The 26,281-nt window shown below is 25.3% G+C and carries 22 protein-coding genes and 1 riboswitch; of the genes, 8 read left to right on the forward strand and 14 right to left on the reverse strand.

Annotated elements, in window-relative coordinates; genetic code table 11:
• The first annotated feature begins 137 nt into the window (after nucleotides 1-137).
• Nucleotides 138-578: a globin domain-containing protein gene (locus tag AC4FQW_RS07545; protein WP_491148244.1), complete on the forward strand. Its 441-nt coding sequence runs from the start codon at nucleotides 138-140 to the stop codon at nucleotides 576-578.
• Between the two features lie 292 nt (nucleotides 579-870).
• Here AC4FQW_RS07545 and trpS read toward each other — a convergent pair whose 3' ends face one another.
• Entirely contained in the window at nucleotides 871-1,887 is a 1,017-nt protein-coding gene (gene trpS / locus AC4FQW_RS07550; protein WP_491148246.1) for a tryptophan--tRNA ligase, read from the reverse strand.
• Between the two features lie 826 nt (nucleotides 1,888-2,713).
• Between trpS and AC4FQW_RS07555 the strand changes: the two genes are divergently transcribed.
• The gene (locus tag AC4FQW_RS07555) at nucleotides 2,714-3,466 is read left to right on the forward strand and encodes an acyl-[acyl-carrier-protein] thioesterase (protein ID WP_303130769.1); all 753 of its coding nucleotides are present in this window, start codon (nucleotides 2,714-2,716) and stop codon (nucleotides 3,464-3,466) included.
• Between the two features lie 19 nt (nucleotides 3,467-3,485).
• Here the strand turns inward: AC4FQW_RS07555 and AC4FQW_RS07560 are convergent, their stop codons facing one another.
• The 5 genes from AC4FQW_RS07560 to AC4FQW_RS07580 form a co-directional block, all read right to left on the reverse strand.
• Entirely contained in the window at nucleotides 3,486-4,097 is a 612-nt protein-coding gene (locus AC4FQW_RS07560) for a DNA-3-methyladenine glycosylase (RefSeq protein WP_491148249.1), read from the reverse strand.
• A gap of 282 nt (nucleotides 4,098-4,379) precedes the next feature.
• Nucleotides 4,380-5,162, reverse strand: a complete 783-nt coding sequence (locus AC4FQW_RS07565; protein ID WP_491148251.1) for a hypothetical protein — start codon at nucleotides 5,160-5,162, stop codon at nucleotides 4,380-4,382.
• Between the two features lie 124 nt (nucleotides 5,163-5,286).
• On the reverse strand, nucleotides 5,287-7,023 hold the full coding sequence (gene ade, locus AC4FQW_RS07570; protein WP_491148253.1) for an adenine deaminase: 1,737 nt from the start codon (nucleotides 7,021-7,023) through the stop codon (nucleotides 5,287-5,289).
• Between the two features lie 431 nt (nucleotides 7,024-7,454).
• On the reverse strand, nucleotides 7,455-8,759 hold the full coding sequence (locus AC4FQW_RS07575) for a sensor histidine kinase (RefSeq protein WP_491148255.1): 1,305 nt from the start codon (nucleotides 8,757-8,759) through the stop codon (nucleotides 7,455-7,457).
• A gap of 83 nt (nucleotides 8,760-8,842) precedes the next feature.
• On the reverse strand, nucleotides 8,843-9,565 hold the full coding sequence (locus AC4FQW_RS07580) for a response regulator transcription factor (protein WP_491148257.1): 723 nt from the start codon (nucleotides 9,563-9,565) through the stop codon (nucleotides 8,843-8,845).
• A gap of 324 nt (nucleotides 9,566-9,889) precedes the next feature.
• Between AC4FQW_RS07580 and AC4FQW_RS07585 the strand changes: the two genes are divergently transcribed.
• Nucleotides 9,890-10,552: a hypothetical protein gene (locus AC4FQW_RS07585; protein ID WP_303131078.1), complete on the forward strand. Its 663-nt coding sequence runs from the start codon at nucleotides 9,890-9,892 to the stop codon at nucleotides 10,550-10,552.
• 112 nt (nucleotides 10,553-10,664) lie between these two features.
• On the opposite strand, the gene AC4FQW_RS07590 is transcribed toward AC4FQW_RS07585, so the two are convergent.
• Complete coding sequence (locus tag AC4FQW_RS07590; RefSeq protein WP_491148259.1) at nucleotides 10,665-11,003, reverse strand: DUF3784 domain-containing protein; 339 nt, start codon at nucleotides 11,001-11,003, stop codon at nucleotides 10,665-10,667.
• Between the two features lie 190 nt (nucleotides 11,004-11,193).
• On the opposite strand from AC4FQW_RS07590, the gene AC4FQW_RS07595 reads away from it, so the two are divergent.
• Together AC4FQW_RS07595 and AC4FQW_RS07600 are read left to right on the forward strand one after the other, a co-directional pair.
• Complete coding sequence (locus AC4FQW_RS07595; RefSeq protein ID WP_491148261.1) at nucleotides 11,194-12,381, forward strand: M20 metallopeptidase family protein; 1,188 nt, start codon at nucleotides 11,194-11,196, stop codon at nucleotides 12,379-12,381.
• A 359-nt stretch (nucleotides 12,382-12,740) separates the two neighbouring features.
• Complete coding sequence (locus AC4FQW_RS07600; protein ID WP_491148263.1) at nucleotides 12,741-13,946, forward strand: PucR family transcriptional regulator; 1,206 nt, start codon at nucleotides 12,741-12,743, stop codon at nucleotides 13,944-13,946.
• 332 nt (nucleotides 13,947-14,278) lie between these two features.
• On the opposite strand, the gene AC4FQW_RS07605 is transcribed toward AC4FQW_RS07600, so the two are convergent.
• Both AC4FQW_RS07605 and AC4FQW_RS07610 read right to left on the reverse strand, forming a co-directional pair.
• The gene (locus AC4FQW_RS07605) at nucleotides 14,279-15,205 is read right to left on the reverse strand and encodes a DMT family transporter (RefSeq protein WP_491148265.1); all 927 of its coding nucleotides are present in this window, start codon (nucleotides 15,203-15,205) and stop codon (nucleotides 14,279-14,281) included.
• 46 nt (nucleotides 15,206-15,251) lie between these two features.
• The gene (locus AC4FQW_RS07610; RefSeq protein ID WP_303130787.1) at nucleotides 15,252-16,007 is read right to left on the reverse strand and encodes a creatininase; all 756 of its coding nucleotides are present in this window, start codon (nucleotides 16,005-16,007) and stop codon (nucleotides 15,252-15,254) included.
• Between the two features lie 602 nt (nucleotides 16,008-16,609).
• Here AC4FQW_RS07610 and codA point away from each other — a divergent pair.
• A complete protein-coding gene (gene codA / locus AC4FQW_RS07615; RefSeq protein ID WP_491148268.1) occupies nucleotides 16,610-17,872 on the forward strand; it encodes a cytosine deaminase in 1,263 nt (420 codons plus the stop codon).
• 470 nt (nucleotides 17,873-18,342) lie between these two features.
• Here codA and AC4FQW_RS07620 read toward each other — a convergent pair whose 3' ends face one another.
• The 5 genes from AC4FQW_RS07620 to AC4FQW_RS07640 all read right to left on the reverse strand — a co-directional run bounded on the left by AC4FQW_RS07620 (nucleotide 18,343) and on the right by AC4FQW_RS07640 (nucleotide 22,658).
• Nucleotides 18,343-19,308, reverse strand: a complete 966-nt coding sequence (locus AC4FQW_RS07620; protein WP_491148270.1) for a nucleoside hydrolase — start codon at nucleotides 19,306-19,308, stop codon at nucleotides 18,343-18,345.
• A gap of 91 nt (nucleotides 19,309-19,399) precedes the next feature.
• Nucleotides 19,400-20,086 (reverse strand): radical SAM protein, encoded by a 687-nt coding sequence (locus AC4FQW_RS07625; protein WP_491148271.1) that lies wholly within the window; start codon nucleotides 20,084-20,086, stop codon nucleotides 19,400-19,402.
• A gap of 65 nt (nucleotides 20,087-20,151) precedes the next feature.
• Entirely contained in the window at nucleotides 20,152-20,859 is a 708-nt protein-coding gene (locus AC4FQW_RS07630; protein ID WP_491148272.1) for a B3/B4 domain-containing protein, read from the reverse strand.
• 72 nt (nucleotides 20,860-20,931) lie between these two features.
• Nucleotides 20,932-21,027: riboswitch (guanidine-I (ykkC/yxkD leader) on the reverse strand.
• A gap of 61 nt (nucleotides 21,028-21,088) precedes the next feature.
• Nucleotides 21,089-22,225 carry a glycerate kinase gene (locus AC4FQW_RS07635; RefSeq protein ID WP_491148694.1) on the reverse strand — a complete coding sequence of 379 codons (1,137 nt, stop codon included), beginning with the start codon at nucleotides 22,223-22,225 and terminating at the stop codon, nucleotides 21,089-21,091.
• A gap of 22 nt (nucleotides 22,226-22,247) precedes the next feature.
• Nucleotides 22,248-22,658 carry a peptide deformylase gene (locus AC4FQW_RS07640; RefSeq protein WP_491148274.1) on the reverse strand — a complete coding sequence of 137 codons (411 nt, stop codon included), beginning with the start codon at nucleotides 22,656-22,658 and terminating at the stop codon, nucleotides 22,248-22,250.
• Between the two features lie 235 nt (nucleotides 22,659-22,893).
• Between AC4FQW_RS07640 and AC4FQW_RS07645 the strand changes: the two genes are divergently transcribed.
• Nucleotides 22,894-24,345 carry a DUF4317 domain-containing protein gene (locus AC4FQW_RS07645; RefSeq protein WP_491148276.1) on the forward strand — a complete coding sequence of 484 codons (1,452 nt, stop codon included), beginning with the start codon at nucleotides 22,894-22,896 and terminating at the stop codon, nucleotides 24,343-24,345.
• A gap of 502 nt (nucleotides 24,346-24,847) precedes the next feature.
• Nucleotides 24,848-26,113: a cation:dicarboxylate symporter family transporter gene (locus tag AC4FQW_RS07650; RefSeq protein ID WP_491148277.1), complete on the forward strand. Its 1,266-nt coding sequence runs from the start codon at nucleotides 24,848-24,850 to the stop codon at nucleotides 26,111-26,113.
• Nucleotides 26,114-26,281 lie beyond the last annotated feature (168 nt).

Raw genomic sequence — 26,281 nt, forward strand, 5'->3', positions numbered from 1 at the left:
ATATAAAATTATATCAAAAAAAATATATAAAATAAAATGTGCATTTTACTTGCACATTTTATTTTATTGTGCTATATTTATTTCATGAAATGATAATGATTATTTCAAAATAATAAATATTAAAAGGAGACCTTTATATGCTAGACAAAAATACAATAAATATAATTAAAAGTACAGTTCCTGCATTAAAGGAACATGGATTAGAAATTACTAAAACTTTTTATAAAAATATGTTTGAAAATAATCCAGAAGTTAAACCATTATTTAATATGGATAGACAAAAATCAGGTGAACAACCAAAAGCTTTGGCTATGACTATTTTAGCTGCAGCTGAAAATATAGATAACTTAGAAGTTTTACTTCCAGCAGTAAAAAAGATTGGAGAAAAGCATTGTAATGCTAACATTAAACCAGAACATTATCCAATAGTTGGACAAAATCTTTTAAGAGCTATTAAGGATGTTTTAGGAGAAGATGCAACAGCTGAAGTTTTAGAAGCTTGGGGACAAGCTTATGAGGTTATTGCAAAAGTATTTATAGATGTAGAAAAAAACATATATGCAAGTAAAACTATATAAACATTTATAAATTACTCCTATTAGAAAATTTTCAAGTTACAAACTTATAAAATAAGTTGAATTAAAAATTCACTTAATAACTTTATTAACAATAAATATCACTTATAAACTAATAATAACTAATAAAGCTAAGAGAGTATAAACCTATAATTACCTTTTACTATCATCCTTCCTCTCTTAGCTTTTATTTTATAAAAAACAAATTTATTTTTAATTAAATTCTTTTATTTATATTTCTTTTAATTAGAAATATTTTTTATTTTTATCTTCTTATATATATGTGATTATTTTATTATTTAAAATAATTTATTCCTATTGCATCTCTAACTTCTTTTAATGTATCACTTGCTATAACTCTTGCATTTTCACTACCAGTTTTTAGAATATTATAAACATAATCAATATTTTTTTCGTACTCTTTTCTTCTTTCTCTTATAGGTCTTAACTTTTCTTGCATAACTTCATTTAAATATTTTTTTATTTTAACATCTCCAAGACCACCTTTTTCATAATGGTTTTTCATATTTTCTAATGTTATTTTATCTTCACAAAAAGCATCTAAATACATAAATACTGGATTATCTTTAACATTTCCTGGATCTTCTACTCTTATATGATTTGGATCTGTGTACATAGACATAATTTTTTTCTTTATAGTATCTTCATCATCAGATAAATATATTGCATTATTTAAAGACTTACTCATTTTTGAATTTCCATCTATGCCTGGAAGTCTTCCTAAACCTTTCTTTGGAAGAACAGCTCTTGGTTCTACTAAAATTTCTTTGTTATATGTTTGATTAAATGTTCTAACTATTTCCCTTGTTTGTTCAAGCATAGGTAATTGGTCTTCTCCAACTGGAACAACTGTTGCCTTAAAGGCTGTTATATCTGCTGCTTGACTTATTGGATAAATTAAAAATCCAGCTGGAATACTCATATTAAAATTTTTCTCTTTTATTTCATTTTTAACTGTTGGATTTCTTTCAAGTCTTGAAACAGTAACTAAATTTAAATAATGCATAGTTAACTCATTTAACTCAGGTATTTGTGATTGCACAAATATAGTTGATTTTTGTGGATCTATTCCAACAGCTAAATAATCAAGAGCTACCTCAATTAAACTATTTCTTATTTTTTCTGGATTTCTTGCATTATCAGTTAAAGCTTGTTGGTCTGCAATCATAATATAACTATTATATTTATCACTATTTTGAAGCTCTACTCTGTTTATTAAAGAACCAACATAATGTCCTATATGTAGCTTTCCTGTTGGTCTGTCCCCTGTTAATATTATTTCTTTACTCATTAATTCCATCTCCTTATTTTTTATTAATTCAAGTTATTAGTCTTTTTAAATTATGAAAATTATTAGAAATTGTTTTTTTATTAAAATTTTGTATTTTACAATTACATATAAAATTCATATATATAACTTTAAATAAATACATAAATTAAAATCAGAATAACCAAAATCTTATTTAGATTTATCTAATCATTTAAACTAAATAAAATAACATTAAACATTATTATTTAGAAAAATCAATTTTCTTTTAAAATAAAAAAACTTCGCCCCTAAAAAATAGGACGAAGATTATATCCGTGTTGCCACCTAAATTGTATAGAATAAAATTTTAAACTATACCACTCAATTTCAAGTACTAACATACTCTATCTGCTGTAAGGTGCAGCCAACCACTTAGATACTTTTTTAGTTAAAAATATATTTTTTTTAAATAAAATTTCACTTTGTTCCTCAAAGGTCCATTCACTAAATTCTTTCTTGCCTTAATTCCACCACCTAAAGCTCTCTTTATTGAACCTAAATTTAGTTACTACTCCTTATCAAAGAATTTTTTAAATTTAATTATATTTTTATTATACATCAAAACTTTAAATTTATCTTTAAACTTTTAATTACATATTATTTTAAATTTTACAAACAGTGAAGAATATACAGCTCTATTATAAAACTTTAATTACATATAAATTATTTTAAATTCCACTACATAATATTATTTTTTAAATTTAAATATATTTATACTATTAATATATTCCAAAAAATACATATTTTCCGAAGCTGTGCTATAATATTTATTATTGATATTTACAAAATTATAAGGAGGCAATATATTTTGAGTACAGCTTTTGAAAAACAATATAAAATAAATGCTTTTGATGTTGATACAGAACATAAATGTAAATTCTCAACTCTTGCTGATTATTTATGGGATGTTGTTATAGCACAATCAGACTATTTAGGAGAAACTAAAGAAGGTTTCGTGCATAATAAATGCGTTTGGGTTCTTTTAAAATATGATATGACAATATACGAGTATCCTAAATTTAGAGATACTATAACTGTTGATACTACAGTTTTAGGTTCAAAGAAATTTTATGGTTACAGAAAAAATACTATAAAAAATTCTGAAGGTAAAATTATAGGAGAAGTTGTTTCAACAGCTATATTAATAGATTTTGAAAAGAGACGTCCAACAAAAATTTCACAAGACCAATGTGAGATATATGGAATTTCAGGAGAATTAGAAGAAGTTCCACCTTTAGATGATATTAAAAATGTTGAAAATGAAGAGTACATAAAAGATTATCCAATTAGATTTAGTGATATAGATGCTAATGGTCATGTAAATAATGTTAAATATATGGAAATGGCAATGGATACTCTACCAAGAACAATATTAAATGATTATAGATTATTTAATATTAAAGTTTTATTCAAAAAAGAAACAACTGATGGGGACACATTACATATTACATCCGAAATAGTTAATAATGAAAATGATGAAATTACAACTGTTCATAATATTACAAGTAATAATACAGGTAAGTTACTTACTAAATTACAATTTATATGGAAAAAGAAATAAGATAGACTTTTTGTCTATCTTATTTTTTAGAAACATATTTATTTCCTTCTATGTAAAATCTCCAAGGGAAATGAATAGCTTCCTCTGCATAATCAATTCCTATTCGCTTTGTTTTAACTACACCAAAATCTTTAAATCCATCATCTATTAAGTAAAGCTTTCCTTTTTCATAAAGCTTAATTGCATTTAATTCTCTATCAATTAATAAAGCTTTGCATAACTTTCCTGGGCCATTTGTAAGGGCTAATTTTTGTGCCTTTGTAAGGTTATCAAAATCTTTATTAAATCTTTTATTAGAAATATAATCAAATTCATTTAAAGGTTCTAATGCTCTAATTAATACAGCTTCAGCTTCTTCTTTTATTCCTGTAACTACATTCAAACAATTATACATACCATATATAAGATAAATGTAAGCTATTCCCCCTTCTGAATAAAGTACTTCTGTTCTTTTAGTCCTTCTTCCATTATAAGCATGACAAGCTTTATCTCCATTACCAATATAAGCTTCTGTTTCAACAATTCTTGACTTTATTATTTTTCCATCAACTTCTCTAACTAAAATTTTGCCAAGTAAATCTTTTGCTAAATATAATGCATCTTTTTGAAAATAATCTTTATCTAACAACATAATAATTCTCCTATTTAAATATATAAATTTATTATTGGATAATTTACTATACTTATACATATAATTTATGCTCATCTATATTATAAAACTTTATTTCATTTATAATAAATTTAAAAAATTTTTTAAACCAATATTAATTAAATTAATACATACAAAAACCAGTAGAATTTTATACTACTGGTTTTTATATATTTTTTATAATTTATATTTAAATTACTTATTATATTATAATTTAAAAGTATAATTTCATTATTAAAAATAATATATATTAATACTTTAATTTTATTTATTGTATACTGCATTTAATTCACAATAAAGTAAACTCATAAATTTATTTTTTAAATCAACCATATCTTGTAATCTTTCAGTAAATACATCTTCTGATTCTTCAAATGGTTCTATTAATCTTCCTAAATATTCTTCTACATTTTCACAGTTAGTTATTCTTACAAAATCATATGTGCTATCTATAAGTTCTGTAACATACTGAACTGCTGAACGTGAATAAAGACTATGAACTCTAAACTTTCCATCTTTTAATACATAAAAATTTTTCTTTTGTTTACTGTAAATTGTAAAATCTTTTATATCTATTTCAGCTAATAAATTATCAAGCTCAGATATAAATATATCTAAATTATATTCTTCTAATGAATCATATTCTTCTGGTGTATCTCTTTCAACCTTTAAAACCTTTCCTAATGTTCCAAGGCTTGATTTTACAATTACTCCACCATCTTTTATAAATTTTATATCAGAAGCATCATATTTTTTAACATTTTCCTTAAAGTTTTGATCCATATATTCATCTACATCATCAACAACCTTAAATTCAAAATTATAAGTTGGGTATGAATATAAGTTTATATCATTAGAATTTGAAATAATCTTAAGCGTTATACCATCTTTAGTTTTTATTATATTATAAACTTTAGCATCTACATTTAAGTTGTTAGAAAAATCATTATATATTTCATTTAAATCTTCTAATATTTTTATATATTCATCATATTTAAATGGTTCCTTGGATAAACTTAAATAATATTTGATATCATTTTCCATCATCTATAATTCATCTCCTATATTAAAAGTAAACAAGTACATATCTTACTTCTAATTATAAGTAAATTTATCCTTTACATATTGGTTTTTACCTAAATTTTATATATATTTCATAATTATATAACACTTAATAAGATGCGTTAATAAACTTAAAATTATTTACATCAAATAAACCTCTATCTGTTATTTTAAGCTCTGGAATTACTGGTAATGCTAAAAAGGATAATGTTAAAAATGGATTAAAATCAATTTCTGGCCCTATTTTACCTACTGCTTCATGTAAATTTTCAAGATCTTCTAACACATATTTTGTATCTCTTAATGTCATTATTCCACCAAACTCAAGTTGAATACTTGCTAAAACTTTATTATTTTTTGTAACAACAATTCCACCACCAATTCTCTCAAGTTCATTAACAGCAAGAAGCATATCATTATCATTGCTTCCTGTAACAATAATATTATGAGAGTCATGTGCTATTGATGTTGCTATTGCACCTTCTTTAATTTGAAGTCCATTTATAATTCCAAGACCTATCTGTCCACTTCCTTTATGTCTTTCAATAACTGCAACCTTTAATAAATCATCTTTTGTGCTACTTACAAATTCATCTTTATTTTCTAAATTATCAACTTGTATTTTTAAATGATTGCTTTCTAATCTATTTTTTATAAGTCCTATAACATTTATATATTTTTTATCCTTTAAATCAATTTTAAAACTATCTAGAGAAAGTTTAGGTAAATGAATACTATTTTTAATATTTATAGTTTTCTTTTCTTTACTCCAATCATAAATTAACTTATCTTTTTTAACTACAAGCTTTCCATCTTTATATACTGAATTTATAGAAAAGTTTTCTAAATTATCTAATATTACAAAATCTGCGACATATCCTGGTGCTATTGCCCCTTTATCATTTAAACCGTAACATTCTGCTGTATTTAATGTTGCCATTTGTATTGCTGTTTCTTTTTTTATTCCATAATCAATTGCCATCTTTATTGATTTATCTATACTTCCATTTTTCATTAAATCATCAATATGCTTGTCATCTGTACAGAAGCATAACCTTCTTGTATTGTATATATTAACTGAAGCTAATAACTCTTTTAAATTTTTTGCTACTGTTCCTTCTCGCATAAGGACATACATTCCTCGTCTTAATCTATCTATAACTTCCTTGCTTGTATGACATTCATGATCTGTTTTTACATCACAAACTCTATAAGTATTTATCATTTCTTCATTAAAACCTGCACAATGTCCATCAACAATTAAATTTCTATTTTTAGTTTCTAAAAATTTATTTATCATTTTGTCATCACAATTAAAAACAGCTGGTGCATTCATAACTTCAGCAAGTCCAAGCACAAATTTATGATTATATAAATCCTTTAAATCTTCTGCTTCTATTCTTGCTCCTGAATCTTCAAAATCTGTTGATGGAACACAAGAAGAAATCATAAAATAAAAATCTAAAGGTACATCTTCACTTAAATCCATCATAAGCTTTATACCTTCAACACCTAATACATTTGCTATTTCATGTGGGTCTGTTACCATTGATGTTATTCCATGCTTTAAGGCTTCTTTATAATATTCATTTGGTGTAATTAAAGAAGATTCTATGTGAGCATGTCCATCAATAAGTCCTGGAACTATATATTTTGAAGTTCCATCAATTTCTTCCCTTCCATTATAATTTCCAAGTCCAATTATATATCCATCTCTTATTGCAACATCACATATAAATGTATCACTTTGAAATACATCAACTACATTTATATCTTTAATTACTAAATCACTTAATTCTTTCTTGGTTGAGCTTTTAATTTGATTTTTTAAAATTTCTTTTTTCATTTATTAACTCTCCCTTCAAAGGTAATACGATTTTAAGTTACACTTTTTGTATATTATTTAAATTATATGCTTAATTGAAATATTATTGTAATACTTTAAATAAATATATTAATTATAAATTTTATTAATACAAAAAAACTTTATATAAATTCATAATATTTTATATAAATAATCTAAAACTTTACCTTAAAATATTAAAATTTCTTATTACTTTAACTTAAAACTTTATAACTTAATATTAAATTGAAATACAAATATTTCTTAATAATATATAAAAAGAAGCCTTGCAAATTATACAAAGCTTCTTTAATCATCTTTCAAATCTTATACTAATTATAACTATATAATTTTAAATTTTTATTATATTTTATGTTTATGCTAATTATAACTATGTCATTTTAAAATTTCATTATATTTCATTCTAATTATAACTATTTTATCTTAAATTTTATATTTATTTTTAACCCTTCATTCGGTTTACTTTGAGCATAAATTTCTCCACTATGAGCTTTAACTATATCATAAGCTATTGCCATTCCAAGCCCCGAACCCTCTACCTTTTTATTTGTATTTGTTCCCCTATAATATCTTTTAAAAATATTTGTAAGTTCTTCTTCTGAAACACCTTTTCCATTATCACAAACAAAAACTTCTACCTTATCATTTAACTTTTTAATATTTATATTCACCTTTACATCACTATCATTATGAACAAAGGCATTTATTATAATATTTATAAAAACTCTCTTTATTAAGTGCTTATCTAAATCAAGAAATATTTTCTCATCTGAATAAGTAAAATTTATATTCCTATGACTATATTTTTCATCATTTATAATATCTATTATTACATGTCTAATTAAGGATACTATATTTGTTTTTTGCTTATTTAAAACTAAAGTGTTGTTTTTAAGCCTTGTTGATAAATTTAAATCTTCAACTAAAGTTTTTATATATTCGCTTTTTCTTATTATAGTGTTACAACACTTCTTCCTAATATAATCATCAATTTCATATTCAGTATCTCCCATTATTTCTGCATTTCCAATAATTGAAGTAAGAGGTGTTTTTATATCATGAGAAATATTTGAAATCCACTCTTCTCTCATATTTTCAAGCTTTTCTCTTTCTTTTTCATTACTTTGAAGCTTGTCCTCTAATCTATTTAAACAATTTTCAACCTCATAATACATTCCGAGCTTAACTTTATCTTTAGAATACTTACCATTATATAAATCTAATATTTTATAAACAATTCTATTTATAGGCTTTGTTATTGTTAAAGTATATAAAAAGCTTATTACAATAAGTAAAATTACATTCATTATAATTAAACTTGGAAACTTATGAGCCTTTTCAATTAAATTTACATCATAAGAATAGTTTACTCTCTTTACTTTATTAGTATCTAAAAATAAAAGATAAGTATATACTTTGTTATTTAAAGTTTTTTCATCTAAAAATAAAGTATTACTTTTATTATTAAAACTATTTATAAGTTCTTTATTTGAATAGCTTTTTAGTGCGTTATTTGGTTTATTATAACTATAAACTTCATTATTATTTTGGTCTAAAACTTGAAGTCCTATATTATTTTCTTTTAAAAATTCAATTCCTGAAGGTTTTACTTCTATATGATTATCATTTGATAAATATAAGTAATCTTTAAATTCTGATATTATCTCTTCTGGATGATAATTGTATAATGCCCCTTCTTTATAAATGTTGTTTCTCATAAAAATTATATTTATTAACACAATAACTGAGCATGCAAGTATAAAAGATGTAGCATAATGAAAAATAAGTTTCCATTTCATTTTTATTCTCCATTCATTACAAACTTATATCCTAAGCCAATTACTGTTGTTATGTACTTTGGCTTTGATGGATTATCTTCAATTTTCATTCTAAGTTTTCTTATATGAACTGTAATTGTATTATCAAATCCAAAAAAGTTTTCTCCCCAAACTTCATTGCAAATCATTTCTTTACTAATTATTCTGTTTGGATTATTAATTAAATATTTAAGTAATTTTAATTCCTTTGCTGTAAATTCTAAAGCTTTTCCATCCTTATAAACTACGCTTGTTTCTTCATTTATTTCAACATTACCAAACTTAATAATTTTATTTTCATTTATATTTTTACTTATAGAAATATTATTAAAAGCTTTAAGTCTTGCTTTAAGCCTAAATGCTACTTCTTTCGGACTAAAAGGTTTTGTAATATAATCATCTGCACCAATTGCAAATCCTAATAATCTATCAACTTCTTCTGATTTTGCTGATATAAATAATATTGGAGCTTCGCTTAATTTCCTAATTTCATTAAAAACATCATATCCACTTATATCTGGAAGCATAATATCTAAAAGAACTATATCTGGCTTAATCTTTTTAAATAGTTCTATTCCATCTTCTCCATTATTTGCTACAAAAATATTATTAAAGCCCTCTCTCTTTAATACAGTTTCTAAAATATCAACAATATCTTGTTCATCATCAATTATCAAAACTTTGTATTTTTCAAAAATACTATTCATCTTATTCCCACCCCTTTGTGGTTTAGATTATATCATAAAGCTTAAGTTTTAAGTCAATGCCAATTTTAATATGAAATTTAAATTTAAGATGGATTTAAGATGGATTTTATCCTAATTAAATATATAAATAATAAACTAATATCAAAGGGACAAACCTTAATTTTTAAATAGATATTATAAACTAATTAATTTAAATAAAAGTACTTTAAATTTTTTAACGTTACTTTCTTACATATATAATAAAATATTAACTTCAAATTAAAGTGTTTTAATCTATTTAAAAATAATTTAACTACAAATAAATAATTAAGGAGATTAAAATTTATGCAAGCAATTATGGAACCAATTTTTCACGTAGTTTATTTATCTACTGTAATTATTTTAGGAATTATAATGATAAGTAAAACAAAAGATAAATACTTTAGACTTTTTGGAATAATGTCTGTAACTTTAGGTTTTGGTGATTCATTTCACTTAATTCCTAGAATATATGCCCTATTAACTACTGGTCTTGAAAATAATGCAGCAGCATTAGGTTTTGGTAAGTTAGTTACATCAATAACTATGACAATTTTTTATATTATACTTTATAAAATTTTTAAACTTAGATTTGAAATTAAAAACTCAAAAACATTAGATACAACAATGTATTTACTTGCAGGAATTAGAATTATTCTTTGCTTATTCCCTCAAAATGAATGGTTTATATATAATCCTCCAATAAGCTGGGGAATTTATAGAAATATACCTTTCGCAATTATGGGAATTATAATGATTTATCTTTTATACAGTTATGGAAATAAATATAATGATAAAGATTATAAAAATCTTGGAATAGCTGTATTTTTATCTTTTGCATTTTATATTCCAGTTGTACTTTGGGCATCAGAAAATTTCCTTGTTGGAATGCTTATGATACCAAAAACTTTAGCTTATGTTTGGATTGTTTTAATTGGATATAAAGAATTTAAAAAATCCTTAAAATAACTTCCCACCCAAATTTATATATAAAATTTATATATTAAAAGCAGTAAACTATTAAAGTTTACTGCTTTATTTTATCTATTAATATTTTATTATTTATATTTATAAACTTATTTTACTGTTTTATTTTGTATTTATTAAATGACTTGTCTGGATCAATATGAACATCTTTTATAAAAAGAATTATCCAAATAATTATTGATAAAATGGCAAAATATTTATTTAAAAAATATGATAAAATTGCTCCTAAAAATAATATTGTTGCCCAAAGTAAAAATGAATTTCTCATATCATTACTCATTCTACTTCTATCATAATTTTTTTGCTTTTCTTTTGAAAAATAATTAAATCCACTAATTAATATTGTTGATTTTTCTTTTAATACAGCAAAAATTATTGCTACTATTAAAAATATTATTCCAAGTACTAAACAAGATGTTGACCATATACTCATAATATTCCCCCATTTAAAAAACTTCTATATATTTATTTTATCATTAATCTATTAAATTCGCTTATTTTTGAAAAATTTAAGATTTATTTACCCTTTATAGCTTTTGACAATATAAAAGTTTTTAATATATTATAACTTTACAAATACATTAATTTATAAAATTTAAAAGTTTAATGAAAGGATAGGTCATATGAATTATTGGATAAGAGCAAAAGAATTAAAAGATGAAATAATTTCATATAGAAGAAATATACACTCAAATGCAGAAATAGGAATGAACCTTCCTTCTACTACTGAATTTGTTATGAAAACATTAAAAAGCTTTGGTTATGAACCAAAACAAATAATAGATAGTGGCGTAGTTGCAACAATTGGAAATGGTAAAGGTCCTTGTATATTACTTAGAGCTGATATGGATGCACTTCCAATGACAGAAGAAAGTGGATTAAGCTTTTGTAGTAAAAATCCTGGCTCTGCTCATACATGCGGTCATGATTTACATGCTGCTATGCTTCTAGGTGCAGCAAAAATGCTAAAAGAAAATGAAGAAAATATTAATGGTACCATTAAACTAATGTTTCAACCTGGAGAGGAAACATTCCAAGGGGCAAAGGCTATGATAGAGGCAGGAGTTTTAGAAAATCCTCACGTTGACAGAGCATTATCATTTCATGTTGGTGCAGGAAAAGCTCCAGTAGGAGTTTGTGCATATAATGATAAAGGTGCATCTTTATTTTCTTCAACAGGATTTAAAATTGATATAAAGGGTAAAGGCTCACACGGTGCAACTCCTCATGAAGCTATTGATTCATTAAACATAGCAGTTCACATTTATTTAGCTCTTCAAGAATTAATTGCAAGGGAAACTAATCCATCAACTCCTGCACTTCTTACTGTTGGTCAGCTTTCAGGAGGTTCTGCAAGTAATATAATTCCTGAAACTACAATGATGCAAGGAACTATGAGAACAGTATCAAAGGAAACAGATGAATATTTAAAAAATAGAATCGTTGAAGTTGCAAAAGGTGTTGCTTCAACATTTAGAGGTGAAGCTACTGTTTCTTGGCTTCCATCAGTTCCACCATTAATAGGAAACCCTGAGTTTACAAGAGAAATGCTTGGATATATGAAGGAACTTGATATTCCTGGCTTTATGCCAGTTGGAGATACTACTGCCAGTGCTTCTGAAGATTTTGCTATTGTATTAAGTCATGTACCTGGAGCTTATATGTTCTTGTCAGCTGGTTTTACAGATAGAGAAAGCTATAGTGGTCATAATCCAAAGGTTTTATTTAATGAAGATGTACTTCCAGAAGGTGCTGCTTTCTTTGCCCAATGTGCAACTAGATATTTAGAAAATGCAAGTAAGAATAAATAAACTATAGATAACTTAGTTAAGATTTAAATTATCTAAAAAATATAATTATAAAATAAAACTATAAAGCATTTTGGGCTTTATAGTTTTATTTTTATGTTGCTGTTTATTGTTATATATTCTAATATTAATTTTATAGAAATATTAAATTATTAATTCAATAAAGATTTCTTTTTAAAAGATTACTACACTTTTATTATATCAATATTAACTTTTTATCTATTGCAATTTACGGTTTTAGCTTATTCTAAAACATTTATGTGATTTAATACTAAACAATACATACATAACAATTAACATGTTTATAAAAAAATGGTAAAATAAATAAAATGGAATGAAATGGGATAAAAAGGAGTGACTTTATGAGTTTTTGCTGCAAGGATTTATTCCAGCTTAAATATTTTTCAAAGGCAAAGCTACTAGCTGGACAAAATGGATTAAAAAATCAAATTTCTTTGCCTTATGTAAGGACAACCGAGTCTATTTCAGAATGGCTTTATGGAGGGGAACTGCTTTTTGTTATTTATAACGAAAATGATGAAAACCTTTTATTACTTATTGAAGAATGTATTTTCAAAAAGCTTTCTGGTATTGTTATTTTAATTGATGAGAAAGATATAAGTAAAATATCAAAAGAAATGATAGATAGAGCTAATGAAGCTAATCTTCCCTTATTTATAATGCCATGGGGTATTAAATTAATTGATATTATACAAGAAATTTTTCTAAAAATTGAACAAAAAAGAGAAGAAAAAAAGAATGGAAAGCATTTTCTTGAATCACTTCTTTTTTCACAAGATCAGTTGCATGAAGATATTAATGGTTTAGCTGAATTTTATAATATAAATTTAAGACCTTATCATTATATTTGTATATTTAAAATTAAAAAATTATCAAATACTCATCACGCTTCTGAAAATGTTACTAAACATATAATGAATTCTTTAGATGAAGGTTTAAATGAAAAAAATTATACTTTATTACATATGGAATATGCCAATCACTTAATGAGTTTAGTATTTGCTAACAATTGTGAAGATGCAAAAAAATCTTTAGAATATATTGAGGGTATGTTTAAGGTTGCAAGTTCTAGATACTCTGAAAATGTAGAAATGAATTTAAGTTTTAGTCGTATAAGGGAAAGTAATTCTGATATTAAAATTAGTTATAAAGAAGCTTGTAAAGCTCTTTCTATGATAGGTATTTATAATAATGAGTCAAATATTATTAAATATAATGAATTAGGCATTATAAGATTATTTATTGGACTTGCTGAAACTAAAGATATTGAGCAATATTGTTATGAAAATCTAGGCCCTATATTAGATTACGATAAAAATCATGGAATGGACTTAGTTGGAACTTTAAAATGTTATTTTAAAAATAATAGACATTTAGTTAAAACTTCTCAAGAGCTTTTTATTCATAGAAATACTTTACTCTATAGATTATCAACAATAAAAAATCTTTTGCAAAGAGACTTAGATGATGCTATGACTGATTTAGAGCTTTTTAATAGTATACTTATTTATGAATTTCTTAATTTACAAAATAAATTATCACTTTAACTAACTCTAAATTAAATATATTTATTCATAAATCAAACTTAACTTTAAGCTTAACTTATACTAAAAAGTTAAAACTAATTATAATATAAGATTAATTTAATAATATAAAGCTTAATCTAACTTAATTTTTTAAATTAAATGGACTATATCAAAATTATAATTTAACTTTGATATAGTCCATTATTTATTTTGTCAATTTTATTATTTAAAATTATAACTATTTAAAATAAGAATGTACAAAAGTTTTTATTGGCTTATAAATTTCATTATTTTTATTTATAATATATAAAAATAGTAAGAGTAGTAAACTGAATTTAACTTTTTATTTTATATTAATTTGCAACTGGTTCTTTTACTTTTTTAGTTTGTTGTACTTTTTCTTTTGCAAAAGATAGTATTAATACTCCTGCAAATATTAATGTACATGCAATAATTTTCATTAACGTTATTTTTTCTCCTAAAAGTATTGCTCCAAAAATAACACTTGTTATAGGTTCAAATGTACTTATAACAGCAGCTTCACTCGCTCCAATATGTTTAATACCAACTTGTAATAATGATAATGCAACAACTGTGCATAAGAATGCAAATATTGCAGATAATCCCCAAGCTTTAGGTGTTAATGTTGAAAAAACAAGTTCATTTGTAATCGTTCCGTATATAAACATACCTATTGATGATGAAATTGCTACATAAAATGTTATTTTAAATGGTGGTTCACTTTTTAAACCACTTTTGTCCATAAATATAATATATAATGCATAAAACATACCAGATGCTACAGCTAAAATTAATCCTATTAATGTACTAGCTCCAAGAGAAGCTGATGTTAATGCTGTAATAAAGAAACATCCTATACCAGACATTGCAATAATTAATGCTAAAACTTTTTGTTTGCTTAATTTTTCGTGGAAGAATATTACACAACCAAGTGTTACGAATATCGGATAAGTAAAGTGTATTGGTGTAACTATTCCTACATCTACATAAGCAAAAGCCATATTTAACATTAATGTTGTTATTGCGTTTCCAACAAAACCGAGTATCATTAAATCTTTAAGTTGTTTTTTTGTTACCTTTAAGTTTATTTTTAAAAGCAAAATAATTACTAATAAAAATGGTAAACTTAAAAAGTTTCTTAAAAATGTTAGTGTTACAGGGTTGCTTCCTTCAAGACCATAGGTCATAGGGCCTAATGTAAAGGCAAAACCAAAGGTAATTGAAGATAGCATTGTTAAAATAATTCCTTTTGTTTTCATAATAATACCTACTTTTTATTAATTTTTTTCAAGTACTATTTAAACATTAATTGAAAGCTTCTTCAATAATTTTAATAATATTTGGGATAACATCATCAACAATTATTTTTCCTCTTTCAGCTGATGATGATTTAGCTGATGCAAGTATTCCAGTTTCAGGAACTATTCCCTTTTCTATTGGATATTTATAATAAGTTGCTGGGCTTGCATTTTCTGTATCCATAATTTTATCTTCTCTTACAAGCTCTGGTGCAAAATACATCATTAATGATGTTTCTGTAACAGCTGCATGTTCTAGAGCCCAACCAGGGAATGGTACTTCATCAAAAACTTTATCAATTACGTCAGGTGACATTGGATCCCACCAGTTAGTAAGAAGTATTTGAACTTTATCTCCATATTTTGCTGAACATAAATCCATAGCTTCTACAATAAATGCTTCATTTTCAAAGTGAGCACTTAATATAAATATTTTTTTAAATCCATCACGGACAAATTCATCAATTATATCCATTACTAATGCTTGTAATGTAGCTCCATTTAAATCTATTGTTCCTGGGAATAATGGACCACCACCACTTAATGGTTTTGATTTATATCCATATGAAAGTGCTGGAGCAACTACCCCATTTATTTTTTCAGCAATTCTGTAAGCAAATCCATTGGCTAATACTGTATCTACGCAAGTTGGAAGATGAGGTCCATGTTGTTCTGTTGAACCTATTGGTAATATAATTACATCATCTTTTTTCTTTGCGAATTCTTGCCAAGTCATGTTTTCCATTTTTACGTTTTCGTACATAATAAAGTCCCCTTTTCTCGTATAGATATTTTAAGCTTATTTTAATTAATGTTGATTTTTAGCTAGCTTCCTAAAAACATTTTAAATAAATAAATAGGAATTTAATGTTTTTAATGTTTATAAAGAGTTAAATAAATAATCAAATTGAATGTTGCTAAGAAACCAGCTAAAAACAAAAATTATAAAAGAAACAGCTTATTTAAAATTTTTATGTAAATGTTATCATATTCACAGTATACAATAATGATATTTTTGTAACAATGTACTAAAAATACAAATATCTCTATGAAAATATGTTCTTTACGTGCACAGTAATACCCAAATATTATTGTACATTTAGTACAATGACTAGCTAATTTTTTCATGTTAAACTTCCATTATCGACAAGACCTTTACTAAAAATAATAAATAACATATTTAAATCTATATTTATTGAGTTATTAATAGCATATTGAAATTTATATTTTTTAAATTATTAAATATCAAATTACTACTCTATTTAGTTGTTTTAATAATTTAATGATTAATACTTAATTTATTTAACTTAATAATTTACTTTTATTTTTAGTAATTGCAAGATAAACTGAAGGGAGATTATTTAAATGAAAGTTATTTTATTTAAAAATGCTAAATTAAAAGGTAAAAATGAATTAGTTGATTTACTTGTTGAAAACGGTGTCTATAAGGAAATAGGTCCAAATCTTTCTAAAAAATATAAAGATGTAGAAAGTTATGATTTAAAAGGTGACCTTGTTGTACCACCTTATGTTGATCCACATATTCATTTAGATTATGTTTATACAGCTCGTATGCCTGGTGCAAATAATGGAACAGGAACTCTTTTTGAAGGAATTCAAAGATGGTCTGAAACAAAAGGAAATATGACAATAGATGAAATTAAAGAACGTGCAAAAATTGCTTTAAGAAAAGAAATTTTATATGGAACTCAATATATGAGAACTCACGTTGATGTAACTGATCCAAACTTTACAGGCTTAAAGGCTATTATGGAATTAAAAGATGAATATAAAGATATTATTGACATTCAAATTATAGCTTTTCCACAAGAAGGTATGTATTCTTACAAAGGTGGGGATAAATTAGTGGAAGAAGCATTAAAAATGGGTGCTGATGTAGTTGGTGCTATTCCTCATTTTGAATTTACAAGAGAAATGGGTGAAAAATCAGTTAAGAAAACTGTTGAACTTGCAATGAAATATAATAAATTAATTGATGTTCACTGTGATGAAACTGATGATGACCAATCAAGATTTGTTGAACTTTTAGCTGCTGAAGCTTACATGAATGGAATCGGAGAACTTACAACAGCAAGTCATGCTTGTGCTATGGGTTCATATAATAATGCTTATGCATTTAAATTATTTAAACTTTTAAAATTATCAAAAATGAATTTTATATCATGTCCAACAGAAAATATTCATTTACAAGGAAGATATGACACTTATCCAAAGAGAAGAGGTCTTACAAGAGTTAAAGAATTAAATGATTCTGGAATTAATGTTTGTTTTGCTCAAGACTCAATTTCAGACCCATGGTATCCATTAGGAAATGGTAACTTAATGAATATATTAGATGCTGGAATTCATATATGCCATATGATGTCTTTTGATGAAATTAATAATGCATTAGATTTAATTACAACAAATGGTGCTAAAACTCTTCACATTGGAGATAAATATGGTATAGAAGTAGGTAAAGATGCTAACTTTATAGTTTTAAATGCTAAAAATGAATTTGATGCAATACTTGAAAGAGTTGGTGTTAACTGCTCTGTTAGAAAAGGTGAATTCTTATTTAAGAGACACCCTGAAATAATTGATACAAACGTTACTTTATTAAAATAACTATATAAATTATAGGAATCAATCAATTTAGATGTTATAAGGGGAATTAACATAAATTAAGTTTATTAAAAATAAAGATTTATAAATACTATTATAGGGGAAATAATTTTATTAATACAAATATTTATAATTCATATTTAAGGGAGTTTAAATAATTTTATTAATATAAAAATTTATAAATAAAGGTTTAATAGAAAGTCAAGTTAACTATTAAAAAGAAAAATAATTCAATTTTAATTTTTTTAAAATAAATATAAGTTATAAGACTAATTAAAGGTAAGATTCAATTTTCAATGTTTATATAAAAAGATACTTTACAAAAAATATATGACCAAAATAAGAATTTAACTTTATTAAAATAAATATAAAGTTAATTATAATACCAACAATAAACAAAATTTTAGTAAAAACTATTTTGTTTATATAACAATCACTCTTTAAAATAGCTATAAAAAACTAAGGATATATTTTTAAAATATATCCTTAGTTTTTTTTGTAGATAAATTTAATATTGATTCATTTAAATACTCTACTACCTTTGGTGAATTTACATTAATACAAACCCTCACATTTGGATTAGATTCTCTTATTTTTTCTGCATAAGCTATTGTTCTTCCAACTGAAGGCCCTTCTTGTTCAACATTTAAGTAAAGTGGTAACATTTCAAACCATTCTGGATGAACTGCTGCAATTACTGCTGAAGGGTCATGTAAATAAGAACCATTTACTCCTGGTGCTATTTCATCATGAATATGAATATAATAATCAACAGCATCAGCTAATTTTCTTCCTGTTTCAGTATTAGTTTTTCTCCATTTATCTGTATCAGTAAGTTTAAGTACTGAACGAGTTGTAACATCAAGTCCAACCATTATAACATTAGCCCCACTATCAAATAATAATTTTGCTGCATATGGATCTTGAGAAATATTAGCTTCTGCAAATGGACTAACATTTCCAGGAACAGTTAATGCTCCACCCATAATAACAATTTGTCCAACTTTTTCTGCAATTGTTTTATCTATTTGTAAAGCCTTTCCTAAATTAGTTATAGGACCTGTTGCTACAATTGTTAAATCTTTTCCGTATTTATTTATCATATCTACAATATACTGTGTACCATTATTGTGTATATCTTTTTGTGATTCTTTTAAAACAACTTCTCCTATACCGTTTTGTCCATGAATTTTTGCTGAAATTTCTAATCTCTCAAAAGAATCTTTATTTAATGCATGATTTTCCCCTGCATACACAGGAATATTTTCATTTCCTGTCATAGTTAAAATATTTGCTACATTTTTAACTCCTTGTTCTGTATAAACATTTCCATAAGTTCCTACTACCCCTAGTAGTTCAATTTCTTGACTTCCTAGAGCAATTGATAGTGCCATTGCATCATCAATTCCAGTATCTAAATCTAAAATTATTTTTTTCATACTCTATACCCTTTCATATGTTAAATTATAATTAAACCTAAATTGATTAATATTATACTTTTTCTTAAATTGTAATGAAAATCAAAAAATTTTATCCTAATAACTCATTTGAGATTTCAGCATATCTTTCATCACTTATTCCAAGCTTTTCTTTGAAAACTTCATCATTCATTCTTTCAATAATTATTTTATTAGGATTTATTTTTTCAATAATGTTCTTAAACTTTTTAACTGATTCATCATCATCGTTATATCCCTTAATTATAGTAATTTCAAATATAAATTTTCCTTCATATTGTTTATTAAACTTTACCATGCTTTCAATGTATTCTTCTAGTGTATAACCTTCAATAGGTCTTTGTACTTTTTGAAAATCTTCTTCTTTTATTGCTTTTATTTCCCCAATTATTTCATCACATTTATTAGCAATTTTTATATATTCATCTCTACCTAATATATATCCATTAGAAAGTAATCTTACAGGTATTCCTTTTCTTTTAATTAAATCGATAATATCACTTATTTTGTCATTTACTAAAGCTTCTCCCTTTGAATTAATAAAAATTAAATCTGGTTTTGTATCTTCAATAGTTTTTTCAAATTCAATTAATGCATTATCCATTTCATCAAAAGAAGTTTGTGTATCTATTTTATTTATTGATCTTCCAATTGGACAAAATATGCAATCAAAATTACAATACTTCTCTGGAAGTACGTTCATTTCAAGTACCCTTTTTCCATCTTCAATATAAATATCTTTGTAAGTAAATTTATCCACTATGTTATCCCCCTTAAGTTTGCTAATCTTTGTATTTAAATACGTTTTTATTCACTTTTAAATTATTAATTAATTTCTACTTCTTTATTATTAATATCAAGAATTGAAATTTTAAAATCTCCACCTAATTCTTCATTAACTATTTCAGCTAATTCTTTTAATGCCTTTTCAAACTCCTCTGTTCTTTCCTCATCAATTAATTCTATACATAAAAAAGCATTTTTTGTATCTTCAGTAAGCATTGTTCTTACTGATTCACGCCAGTTAAAGCATCTACAAATTGCACCTGCATCATCTTTATATACAACTTCACCTTCACATGGTGGTGCACTTTCATCACTTCCTAATGTTATAAAAGGCTCATCTCCAACTGCTTTAGTTAATCTTATATTTCCAACAAATTTATCTATGTCTTCACCACCACATGGCATAGCATATTTTAAAGAAATAGAATTATAAATATCAACTAAAGGATTAATTGTTCCTATATGATTCCCATTATTAACTCTCTTTAATAAAGCTTCAATTGATGCTCTTGCACCTTTCTTTTTCTTAAATTTTTGGAAAGCATCTCTCCAAACCTTTATAACTTGATTTTTACTAAATTCTGAATTGTTTAAATGTGTTAATGCTTCTTTTTCAGCACTTAAAAGCATATCCTTATATTTATCCTCATCTTTTATAGAATTATTTATGCCTTTACAAACAATAACTCCAATTTTCGCATTAGGAAACAGCTCCCAAAAGTCATTTTCAATAATAAACTTTTTCATTTGTATAACCTCCCAAATCTAAATAAAATCCTTAATTATAAATAAAAAAAGCCTTAGAAATATCACAAAAATATCTCCCAGGCTTTTATCCTTCCGTGTACACAAAAATGTGCGTTTTCTCTCGGACCTGCTAATTTTTAAAATTACGGAACCCTAGAAAACTTAAATATATAATTCCATTTTAATTTATGAGTAAAATTTATACTTTAATTTTATCATAGTGAAAATTCTAAATCAATTTTATTTCCTTTAATAACCTACAAATATTTTCTGTTGTTTTTTCTATATTTTCTGGTCCTTTCTTTAGAGCTTCTTCTAAAGTTGTTGCTTCTTTAAGTATTCCAAATATTGATGTTATACCAAGATTATATAAGTCAGATGTTCCTTCTCCAACTCTACCAGCTAAGGCTATAACTGGTATGTTGAAGGATTTTGCAAGACTTGCTACCCCTATTGGAGTTTTTCCAAATTTCGTTTGAAAGTCTATGCTACCTTCTCCAGTAAATACATAATCTGCATCTTTTATTTTTTCCTTTAAGAGAGAATATTTTATTACTATATCTATTCCTTTAAGTAACTTAGCATTACAAAAGCCTAAAAGTGCAGCTCCAAGACCACCTGCTGCCCCTGCACCTTCTACATTTATATTTTTTCCTAAGGCTTTTAAAACAACTTCTGAATAATTTTTAAGGGAATTTTCTAAAATATCAATATCCTTTTCTGATGCTCCCTTTTGTTTTGCAAATACTTTTGTAGCACCATTTTCACCTATTAAAGGATTTTTTACATCACAAGCTACTTCTATATTTACATTAAATATTCTCTTATCCATTTCACTTATATCTATATTTTTTAAATCTTTAAGGCTTTCTCCACCAAATGGTATCTCATTACCTTCATCATTTAAAAACTTAACACCAAGGGCTTGTAACATACCTGCTCCACCATCATTTGTAGCACTGCCTCCAAGTCCTATTATTATTTTTTTAACACCTTTATTTAATGTTTCTTTTATTAATTCTCCAGTTCCATAGGTTGTTGTTATAAGAGGATTTCTTTTGTTCATTGGAACTAACTGTATACCACTTGCTTGTGCCATTTCTATTATAGCAACCTTTTCTGTACCGAGTATTCCAAACTTTCCTTTTACTTTGTTACCTAAGGGATCTGTTACTTCTTTTTCGTATATTGTTCCATTTGTTGCATCAATTAATGATTGTAATGTCCCTTCACCACCATCAGCCATAGGAACATGAATACATGTTGCATCTTTGAATACTTTTTTTATTCCCTTTTCCATAGCTATGCAAACTTCTTTTGCAGTCATGCTTTCTTTAAATGAATCTGGTGCTAATACAAACCTCATCATAAATAACACTTCCTTGGATTTATATTATTATTCCTTCAAAATGGTCTATTTCATGTTGAATAATTTGTGCAGTAAAGCCAGTAAATACACCCTTTTGTTTTTTGAAATTTCTATCAAAGTATTCTACTTCTATTTTTTCATATCTTGTTGTTTTTCTAAAACCTGTTAAGGATAAACAGCTTTCTTCTGTTTCATAACTGTTTTCTTTTTTTAATATCTTTGGATTTATCATAGGAATTATAAGATTTCCTACGGTAAATACTAATATACGTTTTTTTATTCCTATCATGTTTGCAGCCATTCCAACACAACGGTCTAGGTTTGCTCTTAATGTATCTTCTAAATCATTAATAACTGATATATCATCTTTAGTTGCTATTTCTGATTTTTGACCTAAAAATAATACATCTTTTACTATTGGTTTTATCATATTTTTTCAGCCTTTCTTTTTTTGGGAATTGTAATTTGTTTTTTATTTCTCTTATTAAATTATACATTATGATTATAGTTTAATAAGAATAAATTCAAAATAGTTTACATAAAAATGCACACCTTTTTGATTAAATTATAAAAATATATTTATAATTAATAAATTCTTTAATTCCCCCTAAAAAAATACTATACTTAAATAATAAATGAAAAATACCAAATTGAGGAGTTTATATATGAGAAAAAAAGATATACTTGAGTTAAAAAAGCGTTTCAAAAAAGATTACTGCACCTTCAGTAAGATGTGTGGTTGCTATGTTAATGGAGAAAAAAACATACTTTTAAAATTTAAAGAAACTTTCCTAAACTTAGATGAAGATGAATACTTCAAATACTTAGAAATTGCAAAGAAAGTTCTATCTGGAACAATAGGCAACAACATTTTAGAACTTAACTTTCCTCTTAACGAAGATCTTATAAACGAAAAACAAATTTCACTTATGCAGCTTAAAAATAGTCAACTAAATGATGATACTTTACTTGATGATTTTTACAAATCTATTATAGAAAATTATGATTATACAGGTAATTTTTTAATACTTGTTTTTAATGACTCTTATGATGTTCTTACAAAAACTAAAGACAATCAAAAGTTAGATGAATCTGAAGAAGTATATGAATATATTTTATGTGCAATATGCCCTGTTGAGCTTTCAGAGCCTGGACTTAGATATTTTGAAGAAGATAACACTATAAAGACACGTATTAGGGACTGGGTAGTTAAGCCACCTGCTAATGGTTTTGTATTCCCTGCATTTATTGACCGTTCATCTGACGTTAATTACATTATGTATTACACAAAAAATGCAAAAGATACACACCCAGAACTTATGGAAAATACTTTAGGTTGTGATTCAAAACAAACTGCAACTATTCAAAAAGAAGCTTTTAAATCAATTATTAAAGATTCCTTCCCTGATGAAGCTTTAGCTGATAAAGTTTTTATGGATGTGCAAGAAAATTTAAATAACATGATTGAAGAATATAATGAAATGTATGATGATACAGACAAAGAGCCTATTTCTTTAAAGGATAAAGATATTCAAAACCTTTTAATAGAAAGTGGAGTCCCTGAAGAACTTACTTCTAAAATTGAAAAATCCTTTGTTGAAAGCTTTGGTGATGATGTTCCTTTAGCTGAAAACTTAATTGATTCAAAGGTTCTTAAAGAAAATGAGCAAAGAAAAAAAGAAGAACACTTAAAGAAACAAGTTAAAGTTCTTAAAACTAAGCTTGAAGAAGTTACTAAAGAAGCTTCTTTAAATAATGATAATATTTCAGAAGATAATTCTAATAAAGCTTTAGAAGGCTCAGACACTAATGAAGCTATGGATTTAGAAGAAAATATTGAATCTAATGAAGAAATAGCATTAGAAGAAGCTTCTGAAAACAGAGATGAAAATACTTTAAATTCAGAAGATACTTTAGAAAGTAATGATACTAATAATTCTAATGATGAAAACTTAGAAAATAATTTGGATATGTCTGAATATGATGTTGTACTTCAAGTTAAACCTGAAAAAGTATCTCAAATAAAATCTGAAGTAATTAATGGACAAAAGTGTATTGTTATTCCTATTAATGATGATGAACAAGCTAAAGTTAATGGATTAGATGATTTAATTTAAATAAAAAAGCTACTAAGAAAAATTTCTTAGTAGCTTTTATTTATTCATTTATTTGGGTTTTTTAATTTATTTTGTATCAAATACCATAAAAAAATTTCATATTTTTAAAAATCAAATTTACAAACAAATATCTTATAAAATTAATATTTTTACTATATTGTTCGTAATTTTTATTATATTTTTTCATAAAAAATAACAATTTTGATTTAAAAAGCACTTGTTTTTTTCATTTTTTAACGTAAAACTTTCATTTTTTAAAATTTTTGCAAGATTTAGCTTCATAATTATTCATTTTAAATTAGAAATTTTTTCAATCTATTTTGCGAAATACAAATATTATATTAAAAAATTTAAAAAATATAAGGATAAATTCTTTTTTTTATGTTATACTATAATCTGCAAATTGCAATTTTACATATTCAATTCTTGCAAATATTTAATTTAATAAAATTCGTAATAGTAATTTTTGAATTATAAACTATTGAAAGGGGCTATTAAACAAATGAAAAAATTCGGACTAGCATTTCAAATTATACTTGGACTAGCACTAGGTATTATTGTAGGAGCTATCTTTTATGGTAACCCAGTTGTTACTTCATATCTTCATCCATTTGGAGATATTTTTATAAGATTAATTAAAATGATTGTTGTACCTATCGTCTTCTCATCACTTGTTGTTGGGGTTGCTGGCGTTGGAGATATTAAAAGACTTGGAAAAATTGGTGGAAAAACAATTCTTTATTTTGAAATAATAACTACTTTTGCTATTATAATTGGTTTAATTGTAGCTAATTTATTTCACCCAGGAAACGGAGTAAACATAAGTAGTCTTGCAACTACTAATATTGATAAATATATGAATACAGCAGAAGCTGCATCAAATCATGGATTTATTGATACTTTTATAAACATTGTTCCAACTAATATTTTTGAATCTCTTGCAAAAGGTGATTTACTTCCTATTATTTTCTTCTCAGTTATGTTTGGTTTAGGTGTAGCTGCAATTGGAGAAAAAGGAAAACCTGTACTTGCATTATGTCAAGGTATTGCTGATGCAATGTTTTGGGTAACTGATAAAATTATGAAGCTTGCACCACTTGGTGTCTTTGGATTAATTGGTGTAACTGTTTCTAAGTTTGGTTTAACTTCATTAATTCCTTTAGGAAAATTAATTGTTACTGTTTATGGTGCTATGATATTCTTTATATTTATCGTACTTGGTATTGTTGCAAAAATAGCTGGAACAAGTATTATAACTCTTATGAAGGTTTTAAAAGATGAACTTATTTTAGCTTATACTACTGCAAGTTCTGAGGCAGTTTTACCAAGACTTATGGAGAAAATGGAGGCATTCGGTTGTCCTAAGGCAATTACTTCTTTCGTTATTCCAACAGGATATTCATTTAACTTAGATGGATCTACTTTGTATCAATCTATTGCAGCACTTTTTATTGCTCAAATATATGGAATTCATCTTCCACTTTCTGCGCAAATTAATTTAGTGCTTGTATTAATGCTTACTTCAAAAGGTATGGCAGGGGTTCCTGGTGCATCTTTCGTAGTTCTTTTAGCAACTGTTGGTTCTTTAGGAATTCCAGTAGCAGGAGTTGCATTTATTGCTGGTATTGACCGTATTGTTGATATGGCAAGAACTGTTGTTAATGTTCTTGGTAACTCATTAGCTGTTGTTGTTATTTCTAAGTGGGAAAAAGAATTTGTTCCTAAGGAAAGCAATAAATGTATTAATTCAGTAAGTGAAATAGCATAATTTATAATTTTTAACATAAAAAAAGATAGAAGTAAAATTACTTCTATCTTTTTATTTATTGTAATTATTTATTTTTTAAGTAACATTAAAATATTTAAATTTAATTTATTAACTTTACTAACTCAAAAATCTTAACCCATTAAATAACTTAAAATAAACTAATTCCTA

The organism is Clostridium sp. TJA085 (genome assembly GCF_058310235.1).

Excerpts from the sequence above, each read along its gene's own strand:
- AC4FQW_RS07545 (WP_491148244.1), top strand. The coding sequence starts at position 138 with ATGCTAGACAAAAATACAATAAATATAATTAAAAGTACAGTTCCTGCA.
- trpS (WP_491148246.1), bottom strand. The coding sequence starts at position 1,887 with ATGAGTAAAGAAATAATATTAACAGGGGACAGACCAACAGGAAAGCTA.
- AC4FQW_RS07560 (WP_491148249.1), bottom strand. The coding sequence starts at position 4,097 with ATGTTGTTAGATAAAGATTATTTTCAAAAAGATGCATTATATTTAGCA.
- AC4FQW_RS07565 (WP_491148251.1), bottom strand. The coding sequence starts at position 5,162 with ATGATGGAAAATGATATCAAATATTATTTAAGTTTATCCAAGGAACCA.
- ade (WP_491148253.1), bottom strand. The coding sequence starts at position 7,023 with ATGAAAAAAGAAATTTTAAAAAATCAAATTAAAAGCTCAACCAAGAAA.
- AC4FQW_RS07575 (WP_491148255.1), bottom strand. The coding sequence starts at position 8,759 with ATGAGAAACAACATTTATAAAGAAGGGGCATTATACAATTATCATCCA.
- AC4FQW_RS07580 (WP_491148257.1), bottom strand. The coding sequence starts at position 9,565 with ATGAATAGTATTTTTGAAAAATACAAAGTTTTGATAATTGATGATGAA.
- AC4FQW_RS07585 (WP_303131078.1), top strand. The coding sequence starts at position 9,890 with ATGCAAGCAATTATGGAACCAATTTTTCACGTAGTTTATTTATCTACT.
- AC4FQW_RS07590 (WP_491148259.1), bottom strand. The coding sequence starts at position 11,003 with ATGAGTATATGGTCAACATCTTGTTTAGTACTTGGAATAATATTTTTA.
- AC4FQW_RS07595 (WP_491148261.1), top strand. The coding sequence starts at position 11,194 with ATGAATTATTGGATAAGAGCAAAAGAATTAAAAGATGAAATAATTTCA.
- AC4FQW_RS07600 (WP_491148263.1), top strand. The coding sequence starts at position 12,741 with ATGAGTTTTTGCTGCAAGGATTTATTCCAGCTTAAATATTTTTCAAAG.
- AC4FQW_RS07605 (WP_491148265.1), bottom strand. The coding sequence starts at position 15,205 with ATGAAAACAAAAGGAATTATTTTAACAATGCTATCTTCAATTACCTTT.
- AC4FQW_RS07610 (WP_303130787.1), bottom strand. The coding sequence starts at position 16,007 with ATGTACGAAAACGTAAAAATGGAAAACATGACTTGGCAAGAATTCGCA.
- codA (WP_491148268.1), top strand. The coding sequence starts at position 16,610 with ATGAAAGTTATTTTATTTAAAAATGCTAAATTAAAAGGTAAAAATGAA.
- AC4FQW_RS07620 (WP_491148270.1), bottom strand. The coding sequence starts at position 19,308 with ATGAAAAAAATAATTTTAGATTTAGATACTGGAATTGATGATGCAATG.
- AC4FQW_RS07630 (WP_491148272.1), bottom strand. The coding sequence starts at position 20,859 with ATGAAAAAGTTTATTATTGAAAATGACTTTTGGGAGCTGTTTCCTAAT.
- AC4FQW_RS07635 (WP_491148694.1), bottom strand. The coding sequence starts at position 22,225 with ATGAGGTTTGTATTAGCACCAGATTCATTTAAAGAAAGCATGACTGCA.
- AC4FQW_RS07640 (WP_491148274.1), bottom strand. The coding sequence starts at position 22,658 with ATGATAAAACCAATAGTAAAAGATGTATTATTTTTAGGTCAAAAATCA.
- AC4FQW_RS07645 (WP_491148276.1), top strand. The coding sequence starts at position 22,894 with ATGAGAAAAAAAGATATACTTGAGTTAAAAAAGCGTTTCAAAAAAGAT.
- AC4FQW_RS07650 (WP_491148277.1), top strand. The coding sequence starts at position 24,848 with ATGAAAAAATTCGGACTAGCATTTCAAATTATACTTGGACTAGCACTA.